Source organism: Nocardia sp. NPDC055029, from assembly GCF_053608525.1.
This window is the reverse complement of record NZ_JBSGVQ010000011.1, coordinates 141167-158103: the sequence shown is the minus strand read 5'-3', so window position 1 is coordinate 158103 and position 16937 is coordinate 141167. Positions and strand designations below refer to the sequence as shown.

At 67.0% G+C, this 16937-nt stretch carries 14 protein-coding genes and 2 tRNA genes; 6 read left to right on the top strand and 10 right to left on the bottom strand.

The features are described from left to right. Positions 1 to 4: 4 nt before the first annotated feature. The 10 genes from ACWF9G_RS13355 to dnaA all read right to left on the bottom strand — a co-directional run bounded on the left by ACWF9G_RS13355 (position 5) and on the right by dnaA (position 12581). Positions 5 to 77, bottom strand: a tRNA-Ala gene (locus ACWF9G_RS13355). A gap of 34 nt (positions 78 to 111) precedes the next feature. Further along, a complete protein-coding gene (locus ACWF9G_RS13350) occupies positions 112 to 219 on the bottom strand; it encodes a DLW-39 family protein (RefSeq protein ID WP_211359241.1) in 108 nt (35 codons plus the stop codon). A gap of 29 nt (positions 220 to 248) precedes the next feature. Then, positions 249 to 322: transfer RNA gene (locus tag ACWF9G_RS13345), tRNA-Ile, on the bottom strand. Between the two features lie 137 nt (positions 323 to 459). Next, positions 460 to 1494: a DUF3566 domain-containing protein gene (locus ACWF9G_RS13340; RefSeq protein ID WP_379306090.1), complete on the bottom strand. Its 1035-nt coding sequence runs from the start codon at positions 1492 to 1494 to the stop codon at positions 460 to 462. A 39-nt stretch (positions 1495 to 1533) separates the two neighbouring features. Further along, positions 1534 to 4044, bottom strand: coding sequence for a DNA gyrase subunit A (gene gyrA / locus ACWF9G_RS13335; RefSeq protein WP_379306088.1), 2511 nt, complete (start codon positions 4042 to 4044; stop codon positions 1534 to 1536). A 59-nt stretch (positions 4045 to 4103) separates the two neighbouring features. Further along, a complete protein-coding gene (gene gyrB / locus ACWF9G_RS13330; RefSeq protein WP_379306086.1) occupies positions 4104 to 6137 on the bottom strand; it encodes a DNA topoisomerase (ATP-hydrolyzing) subunit B in 2034 nt (677 codons plus the stop codon). A 373-nt stretch (positions 6138 to 6510) separates the two neighbouring features. Next, positions 6511 to 7047, bottom strand: coding sequence for a DUF721 family protein (locus ACWF9G_RS13325; protein WP_379306084.1), 537 nt, complete (start codon positions 7045 to 7047; stop codon positions 6511 to 6513). Between the two features lie 139 nt (positions 7048 to 7186). Then, a complete protein-coding gene (recF, locus tag ACWF9G_RS13320) occupies positions 7187 to 8383 on the bottom strand; it encodes a DNA replication/repair protein RecF (protein ID WP_379306082.1) in 1197 nt (398 codons plus the stop codon). Between the two features lie 21 nt (positions 8384 to 8404). Beyond that, complete coding sequence (dnaN, locus tag ACWF9G_RS13315) at positions 8405 to 9580, bottom strand: DNA polymerase III subunit beta (RefSeq protein WP_379306080.1); 1176 nt, start codon at positions 9578 to 9580, stop codon at positions 8405 to 8407. 784 nt (positions 9581 to 10364) lie between these two features. Then, entirely contained in the window at positions 10365 to 12581 is a 2217-nt protein-coding gene (gene dnaA / locus ACWF9G_RS13310) for a chromosomal replication initiator protein DnaA (RefSeq protein WP_452515399.1), read from the bottom strand. Between the two features lie 655 nt (positions 12582 to 13236). Between dnaA and rpmH the strand changes: the two genes are divergently transcribed. The 6 genes from rpmH (at position 13237) to rsmG (ending at position 16602) form a co-directional block, all read left to right on the top strand. Then, positions 13237 to 13380 carry a 50S ribosomal protein L34 gene (rpmH, locus tag ACWF9G_RS13305; RefSeq protein WP_071932098.1) on the top strand — a complete coding sequence of 48 codons (144 nt, stop codon included), beginning with the start codon at positions 13237 to 13239 and terminating at the stop codon, positions 13378 to 13380. Positions 13381 to 13402: 22 nt separating this feature from the next. Beyond that, positions 13403 to 13822, top strand: a complete 420-nt coding sequence (gene rnpA, locus ACWF9G_RS13300) for a ribonuclease P protein component (RefSeq protein ID WP_189031760.1) — start codon at positions 13403 to 13405, stop codon at positions 13820 to 13822. Further along, positions 13819 to 14118, top strand: a complete 300-nt coding sequence (yidD, locus tag ACWF9G_RS13295) for a membrane protein insertion efficiency factor YidD (protein ID WP_189031758.1) — start codon at positions 13819 to 13821, stop codon at positions 14116 to 14118. Before rnpA ends, yidD begins: the two co-directional genes overlap by 4 nt. A gap of 4 nt (positions 14119 to 14122) precedes the next feature. After that, a complete protein-coding gene (yidC, locus tag ACWF9G_RS13290; protein ID WP_379306075.1) occupies positions 14123 to 15199 on the top strand; it encodes a membrane protein insertase YidC in 1077 nt (358 codons plus the stop codon). 24 nt (positions 15200 to 15223) lie between these two features. Then, positions 15224 to 15757 (top strand): Jag family protein, encoded by a 534-nt coding sequence (locus ACWF9G_RS13285; protein ID WP_189031754.1) that lies wholly within the window; start codon positions 15224 to 15226, stop codon positions 15755 to 15757. 89 nt (positions 15758 to 15846) lie between these two features. Beyond that, positions 15847 to 16602 carry a 16S rRNA (guanine(527)-N(7))-methyltransferase RsmG gene (rsmG, locus tag ACWF9G_RS13280; RefSeq protein ID WP_452515397.1) on the top strand — a complete coding sequence of 252 codons (756 nt, stop codon included), beginning with the start codon at positions 15847 to 15849 and terminating at the stop codon, positions 16600 to 16602. The last annotated feature ends 335 nt before the right edge of the window (positions 16603 to 16937 follow it).

Genomic DNA, 16937 nt, shown 5'->3' with positions numbered 1-16937 from the left:
GAAGTGGAGCCTAGGGGAATCGAACCCCTAACCCCTGCCTTGCAAAGGCAGTGCTCTGCCAATTGAGCTAAGGCCCCTTGCTGGCTTGGTGAAACCAGTTGGCAACCCGAATCAGCGGGTGGTGACCTCGCGCCAGAGGTCTGCGTCATCGCGCTTGCGGAATTTGGTGATACCGATGAGAACCGCGATCACGACACCGACCGTGAGGACAATCTTCATGATTCCCACCCTACTGTGATGTACGGGAGTGGGCCTAGGAGGACTTGAACCTCCGACCTCTTCGTTATCAGCGAAGCGCTCTAACCGCCTGAGCTATAGGCCCGTACTCGTTTTCGGCCCCCTGCCGGAGCAGTGAACCGCAACGAGGAACGAGGTTACCCTACCCGGCCGCTGTTAGCCAAAACGGCCGGTCAGACCCCTTTTTGCGAGGCTGACCGGCCGTCGGGGCAGGACCGATTTCTAGTCCGGATCGGCCAGGGTCACCTGGATGCCACCGACCAGATCGCAGCACTGGTTGTAGATGAACACACCCACGGTCGCCAGCGCGGTGAACAGCACCACGTTGATCAGGCCGATGACGCCGGCGTAGCCGAATACCGTGCCCGCGTCGATCAGGTTCGTCGAGCCGCCCTCCTGGTTGAACATCTCGCCCAGCGAGCTGTCCAGGTTGTCCCACACGCCCATGCCGGCGAGCACGATGTAGAGCAGGCCGACGGCCAGCATCCACACGAAGAACAGCGCGATGCTGATCACCAGGGTGATCTTCAACGTCGACCACGGATCGATCCGGCGGATCTGCACCGTCGCGCGTAGCGGCTCACCCGACGCGGCCGCGGCGATGGCCACCGGCACCGCCGGCGAGACCGACGCGGGAGCGGCGGCCCTGGCACCCGGACCAGGCTGCGGCGGAATATGAGCCATCGGCAAGCCGGGCGGAGCAGGCGGCGCGTCGGGCGTCGGATGCCGCACCTCGGACAGATCGGGCATGTCCTTGACCAGTTCCGGACGGGCGATGCTGCGGGTCGGCCCGTCGATGCCGACGGACTTCACCATCGCCGCTTCCTTGCGGGCCGCCTTGGCCGCCAGGTCGGCCGTGGTGCGGGCGTTGGACGAGCCACTGCCCTTCAGCCCACCCGCCGGCGCGGGCGCCCCGGTCGACGGACGGCCCTGGCTCGGCGCCTCGCCCGGCCGGTACAGGTTCGACTGCGGCTCGCGCTGCGGCAGCTGCGCCCACCCGTCCTGGTAGGGCGACGATTTGCCCTTCCCGTTGCCCGCGGGAGGCCCGTTACCAGCGGGCGGCGTGGGTTCGGTACCCATCCGCACGGTCGACTGGTCGAACGATTCGCCCCCCGCGGCACCGGATTCCGGCGCCGCGCCCTCGGCCGGACCGCCCTGGCGAGGGATCGGCCGCGGCTGGATCGGAGACGAGGCAATCCGCTCGGTGACGCCGTTGGTCTGGTTCCGATCGTCATTCGACTGATTCGGTGTGGTCAATGGAATCCTCAGATCCGTTCGTTGCCGCCGCTGATTGGGTTATTGCTCCGAAGCCGCGTCGCCGGTGAGCTGATCGGGATCGGGCTCGTCGGCGTTGCGCGCGATCGCTAGCAAGGTATCGCCATCCGCGAGGTTCATCAATCGCACGCCCTTTGTCTGGCGTCCGGCTTTACGAACTTGCTTGGCTGCGGTGCGGATGACGCCACCACTGGAAGTGATCGCGTACAACTCGTCCTCGTCGTCGACGATGAGCGCACCGACCAGGCTGCCACGCTTCGGGTCGTACTGGATTGTCAATACGCCTTTTCCGCCACGACCCTGCGCGGTGTACTCCTCGATGGCGGTGCGCTTGGCGTAGCCGCCCGCGGTCGCCACCAGCAGATAGGTGTCCTCGCGAACCACGTTGAGCGAGAGCAGTTCGTCGTCGGCGTTGAAGCGCATGCCCTGCACACCGGAGGTGGCGCGGCCCATCGGGCGCAGCGCCTCGTCGGTCGCGGAGAACCGGATCGACTGGCCGTGCGCCGAGACGAGCAGCAGATCGTCGTCGGAGGAGCACAGCACCGCGCCGACCAGTTCGTCGTCGTCGCGCAGGTTCACCGCGACGATGCCGCCGGAGCGGTTGGAGTCGAAATCGGTGAGCTTGGACTTCTTCACCAGGCCCGCGCGTGTCGCGAGGACCAGGTACGGCGCGTCCTCGTAGGTCTTGAGCTGGATGATCTGGGCGATCTTCTCGTCCGGCTGGAACGCGAGCAGGTTGGCCACGTGCTGGCCGCGCGCGGTCCGGTTGGCCTCGGGCAGCTCGTAGGCCTTGGCCCGGTAGACCCGGCCCTTGTTGGTGAAGAACAGCAGCCAGTCGTGGGTCGACGACACGAAGAAGTGCTTGACGATGTCGTCCTGCTTGAGGCCCGCGCCCTGCACGCCCTTGCCGCCGCGCTTCTGCGAGCGGTACAGGTCGGTCTTGGTGCGCTTGGCGTAGCCGGTCTCGGTGATCGTGACGACCACGTCCTCGCGGGCGATCAGGTCCTCGTCGGCGACGTCACCGTCGCTGGCGATGATCCTGGTCCTGCGGTCGTCGCCGTACTTCTCGACGATCTCGGCCAGCTCGTCGCGCACGATCGCGCGCTGGCGCTCCGGCTTCTCCAGGATGTCCTTGTAGTCGGCGATCTCGAGCTCGATCTTGGCCAGATCGTCGATGATGCGCTGACGCTCCAGTGCCGAGAGGCGGCGCAGCTGCATGTCCAGGATCGCGGTCGACTGGATCTCGTCGATGTCGAGCAGCTGCATCAGGCCGGTGCGCGCGGTGTCGGTGTTGGCCGAGCGGCGGATCAGCGCGATGACCTCGTCGAGCAGGTCGAGCGCCTTGACCAGGCCGCGCAGGATGTGGGCCCGCTCCTCGGCCTTGCGCAGCAGGTAGCGGGTGCGCCGGACGATGACTTCCAGCTGGTGGTCGACGTAGTACCGGATCATCTGATCCAGGCGCAGTGTGCGCGGCACGCCGTCGACGATCGAGAGCATGTTCGCGCCGAAGCTGGTCTGCAGCTGGGTGTGCTTGTACAGGTTGTTCAGCACGACCTTGGCGACCGCGTCGCGCTTGACCGTCACCACGATGCGCATGCCGACACGGTCGGAGGACTCGTCGTGGATATCGGAGATACCCGCGATCTTGCCGTCCTTGACCTGCTCGGCGATCGAGTTGATGAAGTTGTCGGTGTTGACCTGGTACGGCAGCTCGGTGATGACGATCTGGGTCTGACCGCGGCTGCCCTCCTCGATCTCCACCACACCGCGCATGCGGATCGAACCGCGGCCGGTGGTGTAGGCGTCGTGGATGCCCTGGCTGCCGACGATCAGGCCGTGCGTCGGGAAGTCCGGGCCCTTGACCCGTTCCATGCACGCGGCGAGGGTGGTTTCCTCGTCGGCGTCGTAGTTCTCCAGCGCCCAGTAGATGGCCTCGGCCAGCTCGTTGAGGTTGTGCGGCGGGATGTTGGTCGCCATGCCGACCGCGATGCCGTTGCTGCCGTTCATCAGCAGGGCGGGCACGCGGGCGGGCAGCACGGTCGGCTCCTGCGAGCGACCGTCGTAGTTGGGGACGAAATCGACGGTCTCGCTGTCGATGTCGCGCAGCATCTCCATCGCCAGCGGCGTCAGGCGGCACTCGGTGTATCGCATGGCGGCCGCGCCGTCGTTGCCGCGGGAGCCGAAGTTGCCCTGGCCGTCGACGAGCGGATAGCGCAGCGACCAGGGCTGGGCCATGCGCACGAGGGTGTCGTAGATCGACGCGTCGCCGTGCGGGTGGTAGTTACCCATGGTCTCGGCGACCGGACGGGCCGACTTCACGTAACCGCGGTCGGGGCGGTAGCCGTTGTCGTACATGGCGTAGAGCACGCGCCGGTGCACCGGCTTGAGGCCGTCGCGCACATCGGGCAGCGCGCGGCCGACGATCACGCTCATCGCGTAATCGATGTAGCTGCTCTGCATTTCGTTCTGGATGTCGACCGGTTCGATCCGGTCGCCCGCACCACCGGAGGGCGGCAGCGTGGTCTCAGTCATCAAATCTCCTTCGAGGGCCTGACATGCTTCACGGGCGCGCGCTTACGGCGCTGCACCGGTTACACGTCGAGGAAGCGGACGTCCTTGGCATTGCGGGTGATGAAGCTGCGACGTGCCTCCACGTCTTCGCCCATGAGCACGGAGAACAGCTCGTCGGCCGCGGCCGCGTCGTCGAGCGTCACCTGACGAAGCACCCGCACCGAGGGATCCATGGTGGTTTCCCACAGCTCCTTGGCGTTCATCTCGCCCAGACCCTTGTAGCGCTGGACGCCGTCGTCCTTGTTGATCTTCTTGCCCGCGGCAAGGCCGGCCTCGATCAGCGCGTCGCGCTCGCGGTCGGAGTAGGCGAACTCGGGATCCGAACGCATCCACTTGAGCTTGTACAGCGGCGGCTGGGCCAGGTACACGTGACCGTGCTCGACCAGCGGGCGCATGAACCGGAACAGCAGCGTGAGCAGCAGCGTCGCGATGTGCTGGCCGTCGACGTCGGCGTCGGCCATCAGGACGATCTTGTGGTAGCGCAGCTTCGCGATGTCGAACTCGTCGTGGATGCCGGTGCCGAACGCGGTGATGATCGACTGGACCTCGTTGTTCTTGAGGACGCGGTCGATGCGGGCCTTCTCGACGTTGATGATCTTGCCGCGCAGCGGCAGGATCGCCTGGTACATCGAGTCGCGGCCGGACTTGGCCGAGCCGCCTGCGGAGTCACCCTCGACGATGTAGATCTCGCACTTGCCCGGATCCTTGGAGCGGCAGTCGGCCAGCTTGCCGGGCAGCCCGCCCAGATCGGTGGCCGACTTGCGGCGCACCAGCTCACGCGCCTTACGGGCGGCCATGCGTGCCTGCGCCGAGGACACCGCCTTCTGCACGATGGTCTTCGCGTCGGCCGGGTTGGCCTCGAACCAGTGCTGCAGGTGTTCGTTGCAGGCGCGCTGCACGAACGACTTGACCTCGGTGTTGCCCAGCTTGGTCTTGGTCTGGCCCTCGAACTGCGGCTCGCCGACCTTGACGCTCACGATGGCGGCCAGGCCCTCGCGGATGTCGTCGCCGGTGAGGTTGCCGTCCTTCTCCTTGAGGAGCTTCTTCTCCTTGGCGTACTTGTTGACCACCGTGGTCAGCGCCGCGCGGAAGCCCTCTTCATGGGTGCCGCCCTCATGGGTGTTGATCGTGTTGGCGAAGGTGTGGACCGACTCGGAGTAGCCCGAGTTCCACTGCATCGCGACCTCGAGCTCGTGGCCGGTGCCCTTGCCGGTGAAGCCGACGACCGAGTTGTGGATGGCCGACTTGGTGCGGTTGATGTGGCGGACGAAGTCCACCAGGCCGCCCGGATAGTGGTAGGTGCGGGTCTTGACCTTGTGCTCGACCGGCGCCTGGACACCGTCCTCGACGTGCTTGGGCGCCTCGGCGGTATCGCTGACGATCTCGTCGATGACGTCGGAGTCGGTGACCCGCTGGTCGGTCAGCGTGATGGTCAGGCCTTTGTTGAGGAAGGCCATCTCCTGCAGGCGGCGCGCCACCGTCTCGAAGTTGTAGGTGGTGGTTTCGAAGATCTCCGGGTCGGCCCAGAACCGGATCGTCGTGCCGGTGCGCTGAGTCGGCTCGCCCTGGATCAGCTTGCCCGGCTTCGCGTCCTTGTACACCTGGGTCCAGTGGTAGCCGTCGTTGTCGATCTCGGCTTCCAGCTTGCTCGACAGCGCGTTGACCACCGAGATACCGACGCCGTGCAGACCACCGGAGACAGCGTAGGAGTCGGAGTCGAACTTGCCGCCCGCGTGCAGCTGCGTCATGACGACCTCGACGGTCGGGATGCCCTGCGCGTGCATGCCGGTGGGGATGCCACGACCGTCGTCGACGACCTCGACACCGCCGTCCTCCAGCAGCGTGACGTCGACCCGGGTCGCGTAGCCGGCCATCGCCTCGTCGACCGAGTTGTCCACAACCTCCCAGATGAGGTGGTGCAGACCGCGTTCACCGGTGGAACCGATGTACATGCCAGGGCGCTTGCGCACCGCTTCCAGGCCCTCGAGGACCGTGATGGAGGAGGCACCGTAGCCCTGCTTGTTGCCCGATGCGTTGGAGTCGTTGGCAGCCACTTGTCGGTAGCTCTCCTTACTTGCTGATCCCTGTCGCAGCGATCGGGCAGCACGCGGACTGCACAGCACGCGTCGAGGGTTCGCCGCTGGTTACGTCACCATCCTACTGGTAAGCCCAACTTACAGTGCACCTACGACACCCCTGACGCCGCCGTGAATGCGAGAAATCGGCCTACCGCGACAAGCGTCCGCCTTCCGGAGATTTCCGCCCGCCAGAACTGGCGTGAGACTTGCGTTCGGCGGTTCCACGTGAAACGCGGTCGACGGCTTTCGCCTCCGGTTCGAGTTATCCACAGGTTTTGTCCACATGTACAAAACTCCGTGGCCTGAGAGCGGCGCCGCCGCAAGGCAACTCGCCCTGGTCACCGTCCGGCTACCCGTAGGTATCGCGTGGACCGCGTCCTTTGACGTGCCGCTCGCCCTTGCGCCAGCTCGGCGCGGCGGGGCCGGTGATCCGCAACTGGGTGACGACGCCCTGGCCGACCGCGGCATTGATCTTGGCGAGGATCTGCCCCTGGAGCATGCGCAGCTGGGTCGCCCACGCGGTGGACTCGGCGGCGATCTTGAGCACACCGCCCTCCAACGTCACCGGCGTGGCGTGCGAGGCGATGTCCTCACCGACCACGCTCGCCCAGCGACCGAACACCATGCCCTCGGCCACCTTGCCCGACCAGCCACGACTCTTCGCGATCGAGCCGGTCAGCGCCGACAACAGCTGGGGATCACGGGGATCGGGACCCGCACCGGACCAGCCCGTGCGCCTGCGTCCGCCCGCGCGCAGCTTGCGCACCGGCGACGCCCGGCCCTGGCCGACCGACTTACCGCTGGCCTTGGCCGCGGCCCGTGCCTCCTCCAGTGCGCGCCGGGCGAGGTCGATCCCGCGCAGCTGCTGTTCCGGCTCTTCGGTCACCTCGGTTCCGCCTTCCGGTGTCGATACTGGCCGAGTGCGGAGGAGAGTCTACGCCGGGGCGCCGACAGTCCCGCCGAGACCGATCCGGCATATGTCCAGCATGTTGCCGGTTTTCCACAGGCGCTGTTGATAACTATCGCTATCTGTGCATATCTTCGGATTGTTCGGCCGGTTCGGTGACGATCATCGAGGTACGCCGGTCGGCTTCGCCGGTTGTTTGCACACGCAGCGGTTCGGCGGCGAGTTCGGCGGGCACGTCCTCGGCCACCGCGGCGGTGATGAGCACCTGCTCCGCCCCGGCGGCGACCTCGGCCAGCGCGGTACGCCTGCGCCGATCCAGCTCGGCGAACACGTCGTCGAGCAGCAGCACCGGCTCGGTGCCCGCACTGCGCAGCAGCTCGAACGAGGCCAGCCGCAGCGCCAGCGCGAACGACCAGGACTCGCCGTGACTGGCGAACCCCTTGGCGGGTGCGCTGCCGAGCAGCAGGTCGAGGTCGTCGCGGTGCGGGCCGACCAGGCACACCCCGCGCTCCAACTCCCTGTTCCTGGCTGTGGACAACTCACGCAACACGATCTCGTGCAGCTGCTCGGCATCGTCGGCCGCAGGCTCCCTGGCCGGGTCGAGCAGCTCCGGCGGCAGGTACCCCGACCGGTAAGCGATTGCCGCAGGACGTGATTCGGGCGCGATCGACCGATAAGCCTGTGCGAGATACGGATACAGGTCGTGGACCAGCCGTAATCGCTGCGCGAGCAGCACCGACGCGTGCTCGGCCAGATGCCCGTCCCACACGTCGAGTGTGCTCAGATCGGCACGCGAACGCACATGGCGCCCAGCGGTTTTCAACAGGGCAGAGCGTTGCCGCAGCACCTTGTCGTAGTCGGCGCGCACGCCGGCGAGCCTGGGCAGCCGGGCTGTGCACAACTCGTCGAGGAACCGTCTGCGCTCCCCCGGGTCGCCGCGCACCAGCGCCAGATCCTCCGGCGCGAACAGCACGGTCTGCAGAATCCCCAGGATCTCCCGCGACCGGCGCACCGGTGAACGGTTGATCTGGGCACGATTGGCGCTGCCCTGTTTGAGCTCGACGTCGACGCGCAGTTCGCGGCCCAGATTGACCACGGTCGCGCCGATCCTGGCCTGCGTCGCGCCCATCCGGATCAGCGGCGCGTCGGCGGAGACCCGGTGCGAGCCGAGGGTCGCCAGATAGCCGATCGCCTCGAGCAGGTTGGTCTTGCCGTTGCCGTTGGCCCCCAACAGCACCGTGCGCCCTGGGGACAACTCGAGCTCGGCGTGTTCCCACGACCGGAAATCACGGACCGACAGCGCACGAATGAACATGCCGGATTACGCGTGCGGGGTTCAGCCGGGCAGCCGGACCGGCATCAACAGGTAGATGTACTGGCTCTCCAGCGCCGCGAACGCACCGGACTCCAGCACCTTGGGCTCCTCGTCGGAGGCGGGCAGCAGGACGGCGGGACGGCTGGGCGTGGTGAAGCCGAAGGTGACCCGGTCGGTGTGCAGCGCCGACAGGCCTTCGGTCAGGTAGCCGGGGTTGAACGCGATGGTCAGCGGCTCACCGCGGAAATCGGCTTCCAGCCACTCCTCGGCGCGGCCTGCGTCGTCCCCACCCGCGGACAGCAGCACGCCGTCGGTGGAGAACTCCAGGCGCACCTGGGCGCCGCGCTCGGCCACCAGGGCGACACGCTTGATCGCCTCGGACAGCGCGGCGACGGGCAGCGTGGCGATGGAGGTGTGCTCCTTGGGGAGCAACTGGCGGAACTTGGGGAATTCGGCGTCGAGCAGGCGGGTGGTGGTGCGGCGGCCCGCGTTGACGATGCCGAGCAGGCCGTCGGCCCCGCCCCCGGTGCCGAGCGAGAGCTGCACCGGCGCGTCGGTGGCGCCGAGGGTCTTGGCGGCTTCGGACAGCGTGCGCGCGGGGATGAGCACCGCGGTCTCGATGTCGGAGCGGGTGGGCTGCCACTGCAGGTGACGCACGGCGAGGCGGAAACGGTCGGTGGCGGCGAGCACCACGTCGTTGCCCTCGATCTCGACGCGGATGCCGGTGAGCATGGGGAGCGTGTCGTCGCGGCCCGCGGCGACGGCGACCTGGCCGACCGCCTCGGCGAACACGTCGACACCGAGCTCACCGGTCTGCTGCGGCACCTCGGGAAGCTGGGGATAGTCCTCGACCGGCATGGTGGGCAGGGAGAACTTGGCGCTACCGCAGGCGATGAGGACGCGGGTGCCGTCGACGGAGACATCGACCGGCTTGTTCGACAGCGCCTTGGTGATGTCGGCGAGCAGCCGGCCCGAGACCAGCACCTGGCCGGGACCGGCGACCTCGGCGGCCACCCGCATCTGCGCGGAGACCTCGTAGTCGAACCCGGAGACCGTCAGGCCGTTCTCGTCGGCCACCAGCAGCACACCGCCCAGAACAGGCACAGGAGGACGGGACGGCAGACTGCGCGCCACCCAGGCCACCGACTCGGCGAAATCCTCTCGGGCGACCCGAAACTTCATGCTCGCAAGCTCCATCGCCCGATTTGTCCTCTCCGAGTTTCGAATCCGTGTGCGGGTGTGTTCAGCGGAGTTGAGGTGCTGCGTCGGCCGCGCACTGAGTCTCGCACAACAAGCCGACAACCAAACGGTACCCGGGCATCGCGGGAAGTCCGCATCGACCCTCCCTGCCGATCGAGCGCTGCCGGCCCATCCCCTCTTCTCCTTGCCGCTTGTGAGTGGAGCACCGACCGAGCCGAGCCTGTCCGACCGACTTTCCACACACCTTGTTTTGAAGAGATCTCTTCAAGAAATAGAACTGAAGTAGTAGTAGGCACTGTGGAATCTGTGGACTTCGACCGAATCCGCAGGTCAGCGCGCACGTCGGCGTGGGGATGGCCGTGGGGTGACTCGAGGATGAACCGGGAGCGTCTGTGGACGCCCGAAGTTGTCCCAATTCCATCCTCGAGTAGTCCTCGAGTTGTTCCACCGGATTCACCCTGTTGTTCACACGCAGGGGCAGGGTGGTGGCAACTAGGTGGATTCCTCGAGGACTCCACACGGATTCCTCGAGGAATCCACAGGGCCGATTCGGCAACGTCGCAGGTCGGCATGACCGTGGGGGTGTGAGTGGATCCAGCTGTGGACGATGTGGACAACTGCCTGTGAGCGAACACCCCCAGATCGCTCCCCAGCCCCTGTGCGCCAACCGGTGCACAACCGGTGGATTCCTCGAGGACTCCACAGGGATTCCTCGAGGAATCCACAGGGCAAAAAAGAACACCGCCCCAGGTCAGGGCGGTGTTCGAGGGTGTGGATGAAATCAGCGGGAGCGCTGTTTGATCCGGGCTGTGAGTTCTTGCACCTGGTCGTAGACGCGGCGCCGCTCGGTCATCTCCTTGCGCACCTTCTTCTCCGCGTACATCACCGTGGTGTGGTCGCGACCGAACGCCTGTCCGATCTTGGGCAGCGACAGATCGGTCAGCTCACGGCACAGGTACATGGCGATCTGGCGGGCCTGCGCGAGCGGCCTGGCCTTGCCCGGCCCGGTCAGTTCCTCGAGCGTCGTATTGAAGTACTCGGCGGTGACGGCCATGATCGTCGCCGCGTTGATCTCGAGCGCCGCGGTGTCGGGCATCAGGTCCCGCAGCACCACCTCGGCCAGCGACAGATCCAGCGGCTGACCGTTGAGCGAGGCGAAGGCCGTCACCCGGATGAGCGCGCCCTCGAGCTCGCGGATATTGCGCTCCACCCGGCTGGCGATCAGCTCGAGCACGTCGTGTGGCACATCGAGCCGGTCCATCCGCGCCTTCTTGCGGAGGATCGCGATGCGGGTCTCCAGTTCGGGCGGCTGCACATCGGTGATCAGGCCCCACTCGAAGCGCGTGCGCAGCCGCTCCTCCAGCGTCGCCAGCTGCTTGGGCGGACGGTCGGAGGAGACGACGATCTGCTTGTTCGCGTTGTGCAGGGTGTTGAAGGTGTGGAAGAACTCCTCCTGGATGCCTTCCTTGCCCTCGATGAACTGGATGTCGTCGACCAGCAGGATGTCGGTCTCGCGGTAGCGCCGCTTGAACGCGACCTTGCGGTCGTCGCGCAGGCTGTTGATGAAGTCGTTGGTGAATTCCTCGGTGGACACGTACTTCACCCGCATGCCGGGGAACAGCCGCTGGGCGTAGTGCCCGGCCGCGTGCAGCAGGTGCGTCTTGCCCAAACCCGAAGCGCCCCAGACGAACAGCGGGTTGTAGGCGCGGGCAGGCGCTTCCGCGATGGCGACCGCCGCGGCGTGCGCGAACCGGTTGGACGCGCCGATGACGAACGTCTCGAAGGTGTACTTGGCGTTCAAGCTCGCCGAGGACGACGGCTGCGGCGGCGCCTCGGGCGACTTGTTGAAATACGTCGGCCAGTTGTTGCGGGCGTCGACCACCGGCTCGTCGTCGGCGGGCTCGGCACCCGGCGTCCCCGGCCGCAGCGGTTCCGGCGCCGCCTCGATGGTGGGTTCCTCGGCCCGCGCGGCGATCGGCTCGTCCTGCTGCGGCCCCCGGCCCCGGCTCGGCGCGCGCTGCGGCGGCGGGTCAGGGGTGAACAGCGACTCCTGACCCGGCGGGATGTGCTCGCGTCGGGGCGAACCGGAAGGCTCCCGGCGGGCGGGTGGGGCGGCATCGGCCGGGCGCTGGTCAGGGCGCGCGCCACGGAACTCGCCACGACCGCCGAACTCGCCGCCGTTGAAGTCGGGTACCGGGTACGCCGCCGTCGGCTCGAAGTCGGTGCCGGGGAACTCGGCTCGGTCGGGCTGGAACTCCGGTGCCTGCCCGTACTCCGATGCCTGTGCGTACTCGGGCTGCTGCTGATACTCCGGCGGCTGCTGCTGATACTCGGGCTGCTGGTATTCCGGTTCGGCTTGCCGGTATTCCGGTTCGGGCTGGTACTCCCGATGACCGGCGTAGTCGGGGCGCTCGCCGTACTCGCCCGCCTGCGCGGGGTACTCGCGGCCGCCGTAGCTGTTGCCGTAGTCACCGGCGGGCGGATATTCCTGCCCGCCCTGGTACTCGTTGCCGTACTCGCCATTGCCCGCGGGGTACTCGCCCGCGCCGTAGCGGGGGCGGCCGTACTCACCGCGCGCGACGTAGTCGGGAACACTGAAATCGGGACCGGGATAGCCGGTCGGCGGGCGCACCTGCTCGCGCGGGCGCTCCGGTCGGCTCGTCATCCTGGCGTGCCGCGGCGAACTGCCCGCCCGCTCCCCCGCGGCCGGGCTCGGCGCGGCGATGCGCACGCCCAATCCTTCGACCTGCGGCCCGAGCCGGCGACCCAGCGAGCGCAGGATGGGTTCGCGCAGATCACGCTCGATCGCCTCCTGCGCGAGCGAGGACGGAACCGACAGCAACGCGAAGCCCTGGGCGACGGTGAGCGGTTTGACCAGCTTCAGCCAGGCCTGCTGCGCGCGGCTGACCGCGGGAATGGCGCCGTCGGCCGAGCCGGTGGTGAGCTCGGCAACCACCTCTGGCCATACTGTGGCCAGCACATTCTGCTCGTCGTCCATGCAGCGTCCTCCCCGGACCGGTTGTTGGGGCCCACGGCCGGGAGCACGCGAGCAAAACCACCTGTGAACAGGTGGAATCCAGTAATCCTGCGTACAACCGAAGCCGGTTCGAACGCCGTGCGGTCCCAGAATCTCCGAGTGCGGCGCGGGCACCGTCGGCCCTACGAATATGCCACTCCGGCCGTCTTTCCACACAATTATCCACAGATGTGGACAAACCTGGGGATAGAGGGAATCTGCCAGCGTGTGGCAGTGAACGGGGCTGGACCTGCGGTTCTTCAGCAATCCCCCGGCTACAGAGGTTAGCCGTCCCCGCCGCAGAAGGCCAGAGGTGTGGAGGAACTCACGAAAACTGCCCCGATGCGTCAGTGCGTCCCGGGCGTGTCGGCCCAGGTCGGCCCGCTCCCTGGCGGTTATCCGGGGTCCGGTAATCTGGACATCGTGCCTAGCGCACGTGCCTGGGGGCCGAGTTTGACCCTGCGTAGCGGTATCAGTACCCTCGTACAGTCACCCCTTGGCGCGGTGGCGGCTGTGTGCTGCACGTCGATCGCCAAGGCTTTCTGCGTGTAGACCGCGGTCCGCTGCGCAGACATCCGAATCATTGAACAGAACTTCGGGCGCCGAACGGTGCCCACCAACTCGAGGAGTGTTGACCGTGGCCAAGGGCAAGCGGACGTTCCAGCCGAACAACCGTCGTCGGGCGCGCGTGCACGGCTTCCGCCTCCGGATGCGTACCCGTGCGGGTCGCGCCATCGTTTCGGCGCGTCGCCGTAAGGGCCGTTCCGAACTGACTGCCTGATCGCGCGTAGTCGGACGCTCGGGTGTTGCCTGAGCCGTATCGGTTGCACCACCGTGCCGAATTCTCCCGCACGGTGCGCCGCGGTCAGCGAATCGGGAGGCGAGATCTCGTCGTACACGCGCTTACGCACACGTACGACGATGTCGCCGATGTCGATTCCCTGATCCGGGTAGGCGGTCCGCGGTTCGGGCTGATTGTGAGCAAGGCGGTGGGAAACGCGGTGGTTCGCCACCGGGTGGCCCGCCGCCTGCGTCATATGTGCGCCCAGGTCGTCGACGAACTGCCCGCCGGTACCGATGTCGTGATCCGGGCGCTGCCCGGCGCGGCTACCGCCGACTCCGCCGAGTTGCTGCGCCAGCTGCGCTCCGGCCTACGCAAGCTCGGTTTGCGTACTGCACCGGAGCCCGCGCTCGGTCGCACCCCGGCCGGTGAGCGGCGATGAGGACTCTCACCCGGCTCCCCGCGAACGCGCTGATCTTCCTGATCGAGCTGTACCGGACCTATGTCTCCCCCACCCGGATGCCGATCTGCCGGTTCACCCCCACCTGCAGTGAGTACGCGGTGACCGCCCTGCGCACCCGCGGGCTGCTCGTCGGGTCGGCACTGACGGCCGTGCGCCTCGCCAAATGCGCACCCTGGCACCCTGGAGGGTGGGATCCCGTGCCAGAGCGCGGGTCGAATGCCTGCACAAAGTCATCGCCCGCGCTGATCGGCGATACGAACGACGGGAGTACCTAGAGCCGTGCTCGACATCATCTATTGGCCGGTATCCGCAATTCTGTGGTTCTGGCACAAAGCCTTCGGCTTTGTGTTCGGAGCTGACAGCGGGCTCGCCTGGAGCCTCGCGATCGTCTTCCTGGTCTTCACGCTGCGGCTCGTGCTGTACAAGCCCTTCGTCAAGCAGGTGCGTACCACCAAGCAGATGCAGGAACTGCAGCCCCAGATCAAGGAGCTGCAGAAGAAGTACAAGAACGACCGCGAGACCATGGCGCGGGAGATGCAGAAGCTGCAGAAGGAACACGGCTTCAACCCGCTGATGGGATGCCTGCCGGTCCTGGTGCAGGTGCCGGTGTTCCTCGGTCTCTTCCACGTGCTGCGCTCGTTCAACCGCACCGGGCACGGCTTCGGTCAGCTGGGTATGTCCGCGTACGACAACGCGCACACGCCGAACTACATCTTCAGCGCGACCGACGTGCAGTCGTTCCTGAGCGCCCGCATCTTCGGTGCGCCGATCGCTGCCTTCATCACCGCGCCGCAGAGCGAGCTGGAAGCTTTCGCCGAATGGGGCGGCACACCGACCAGGCTGAGCATCGCGCTCGTCGCGATTCCGCTGATGGTGATCGCCGGTGTGGCGACCCACTTCAACGCCCGCGCTTCGGTGCAGCGGCAGACACCGGAAGCCGCCGCGAACCCGCAGGCCGCCATCATGAACAAGCTGTCGCTGTGGGTCTTCCCGCTCGGCGTGATGGTCGGTGGCCCCTTCCTGATGATCGGCATCCTGATCTACTGGGTGGCCAACAACATCTGGACCTACGGTCAGCAGCACCTGGTGTTCGGCCGTATGGAGAAGGAAGAGGAAGAGAAGAAGGCGAAGAAGCTGGAGCTGCGCGCGCAGAACGCGCCGAAGCCCGGCGCCAAGCCGGTCGACGTCCGCAAGAAACAGGACGCCCCGGCCGAGGACACACAGTCGACCAACGGCACCGCCGCGTCCAACGGCACCGCCAAGCAGACCGCCAAGCAGGGTGGCGGTAAGCGCAGGCCCGGTGGGCAGCAGCGGCCGGGTAACCGTGGCCGAGCGAACCAGAAGCGTAAGCGCTGAGTGGCGATCAGATAGAGGAATCCAATGACTGTTGAGACCGAGACCGACGGAGGGGACGCCACTGTGGCGACGACTGTTGACGTCGTGAACGACGCCGAAGAAGCGTTGATCGAAGAGGGCGAGATCGCGGGCGACTACCTCGAGCAGCTGCTGGACGTGCTCGACTTCGACGGCGATATCGACCTCGATGTCGAGGGCGACCGCGCCGTCGTGAGCATCGACGGTGGCCGCGATCTGACCAAGCTCGTCGGACGCAACGGTGAAGTCCTCGACGCGCTGCAGGAGCTGACCCGGCTGGCCGTGCAGCAGGCGACCGGCGTGCGCAGCCGCCTGATGCTGGATGTGGCCGGCTGGCGCGCGCAGCGTCGCGCCGATCTGAGCGAGCTCGGCGTCGCCGCCGCGAAGCGGGTGCTCGAGTCGGGCAAGCCCGAGGCGCTGTCCGCGATGACTCCGTTCGAGCGCAAGATCGTGCACGACGCCGTCGCCGATATCGAGGGCGTGGCCAGCGAGAGCGAAGGTGTCGAGCCGAATCGCCATGTGGTGGTAGTGCCCGAGTAGGCTGACACCGCCGCGACCATGAAAGGGCCTCCGGTCTCGGACCGGGGGCCTTATTCATGTCCTCTTGCGATCGACCACCACTCGGAAGGATGTTTCACGTGGAACGAGAACTGGGTGCGCTGTCCGCCGAGCTGGAACCGCCTGCCGCCGCCGCGCGGGTGTTCGGCGACCGCCTGGACCTCGCCCGCCGCTACTGCGCGGCGCTGGCCACCGCCGGCGTGGAACGCGGCCTCATCGGCCCGCGTGAAGTCCCCCGCCTCTGGGAGCGTCACATCCTCAACTGCGCCGTGGTCGGCGAGTTGATCGAGGAGAGCGCGGCCGTGGTCGACATCGGCAGTGGCGCCGGACTCCCCGGCATTCCGCTGGCCATCGCACGGCCGGATCTCCGCATCGCTCTCGTGGAACCGCTGTTGCGTCGCACAATCTTTCTGAGCGAGTTCATCGACGAGATCGGGCTGAAGAACGTCACCGTCGTTCGTGGCCGCGCCGAGCAGTCCGGTGTCATCAAGGAGGCTGGCGGCGCGGATGTCGTCACCTCGCGGGCGGTCGCCCCGCTCGCCAAGCTCGCGCACTGGTCGCTCCCCCTGCTCCGCGACCACGGCCGGATGCTCGCCCTCAAGGGAACGAGTGCCGCCGAGGAACTCGAACGTGATGGCGCCGAACTGATTCGCGACGGAGCCACCGATCTCCGGGTCGTCGGCTGCGGCGCCGGGATCGTCGAGGTCCCGACTCTCGTGATCAGCGCCGAGCTGCTCCCCCGCGCCGAGCGTCCGACCCGTCGCGCGGCCCGGAAGGCAGTCAGCGCGGAGAAGAAGCGCCGTGGCAGCGGCAACCCTCTTTCGTAACGTGACGAAAGAGGCCGAGGGTATTTACCTACGGCCGAATCCGACCGAATTCCGATAGTTCCGGAGGGGTGCTGCAATCCACTCCTCCTGGCATGTTTCACGTGGAACGCGAGCGAGGCGAGGTTCCACGATTTCACCTGCTCGGGTTGTCCAGTTGTGCTGACGGTTTCGCACGCACATGCCGGTGCATCCCTGGTGTCGCCGCGATGGCTCACGGTGACCGGAGCGGATGCTGGTCGGAGAGTTCGGCTTCGCCGACCGACGCCGGTTCCGGCGGATGGTGTCATGGGTTGAGGGCCGGGTCGGAAGGCTTGATCGCCCGGCCGATTTCGCCG

Excerpts from the sequence above, each read along its gene's own strand:
- ACWF9G_RS13350 (WP_211359241.1), bottom strand. The coding sequence starts at position 219 with ATGAAGATTGTCCTCACGGTCGGTGTCGTGATCGCGGTTCTCATCGGT.
- ACWF9G_RS13285 (WP_189031754.1), top strand. The coding sequence starts at position 15,224 with ATGACTGTTGAGACCGAGACCGACGGAGGGGACGCCACTGTGGCGACG.
- dnaN (WP_379306080.1), bottom strand. The coding sequence starts at position 9,580 with ATGGAGCTTGCGAGCATGAAGTTTCGGGTCGCCCGAGAGGATTTCGCC.
- recF (WP_379306082.1), bottom strand. The coding sequence starts at position 8,383 with ATGTTCATTCGTGCGCTGTCGGTCCGTGATTTCCGGTCGTGGGAACAC.
- gyrA (WP_379306088.1), bottom strand. The coding sequence starts at position 4,044 with ATGACTGAGACCACGCTGCCGCCCTCCGGTGGTGCGGGCGACCGGATC.
- rsmG (WP_452515397.1), top strand. The coding sequence starts at position 15,847 with ATGTTTCACGTGGAACGAGAACTGGGTGCGCTGTCCGCCGAGCTGGAA.
- yidD (WP_189031758.1), top strand. The coding sequence starts at position 13,819 with ATGAGGACTCTCACCCGGCTCCCCGCGAACGCGCTGATCTTCCTGATC.
- dnaA (WP_452515399.1), bottom strand. The coding sequence starts at position 12,581 with ATGGACGACGAGCAGAATGTGCTGGCCACAGTATGGCCAGAGGTGGTT.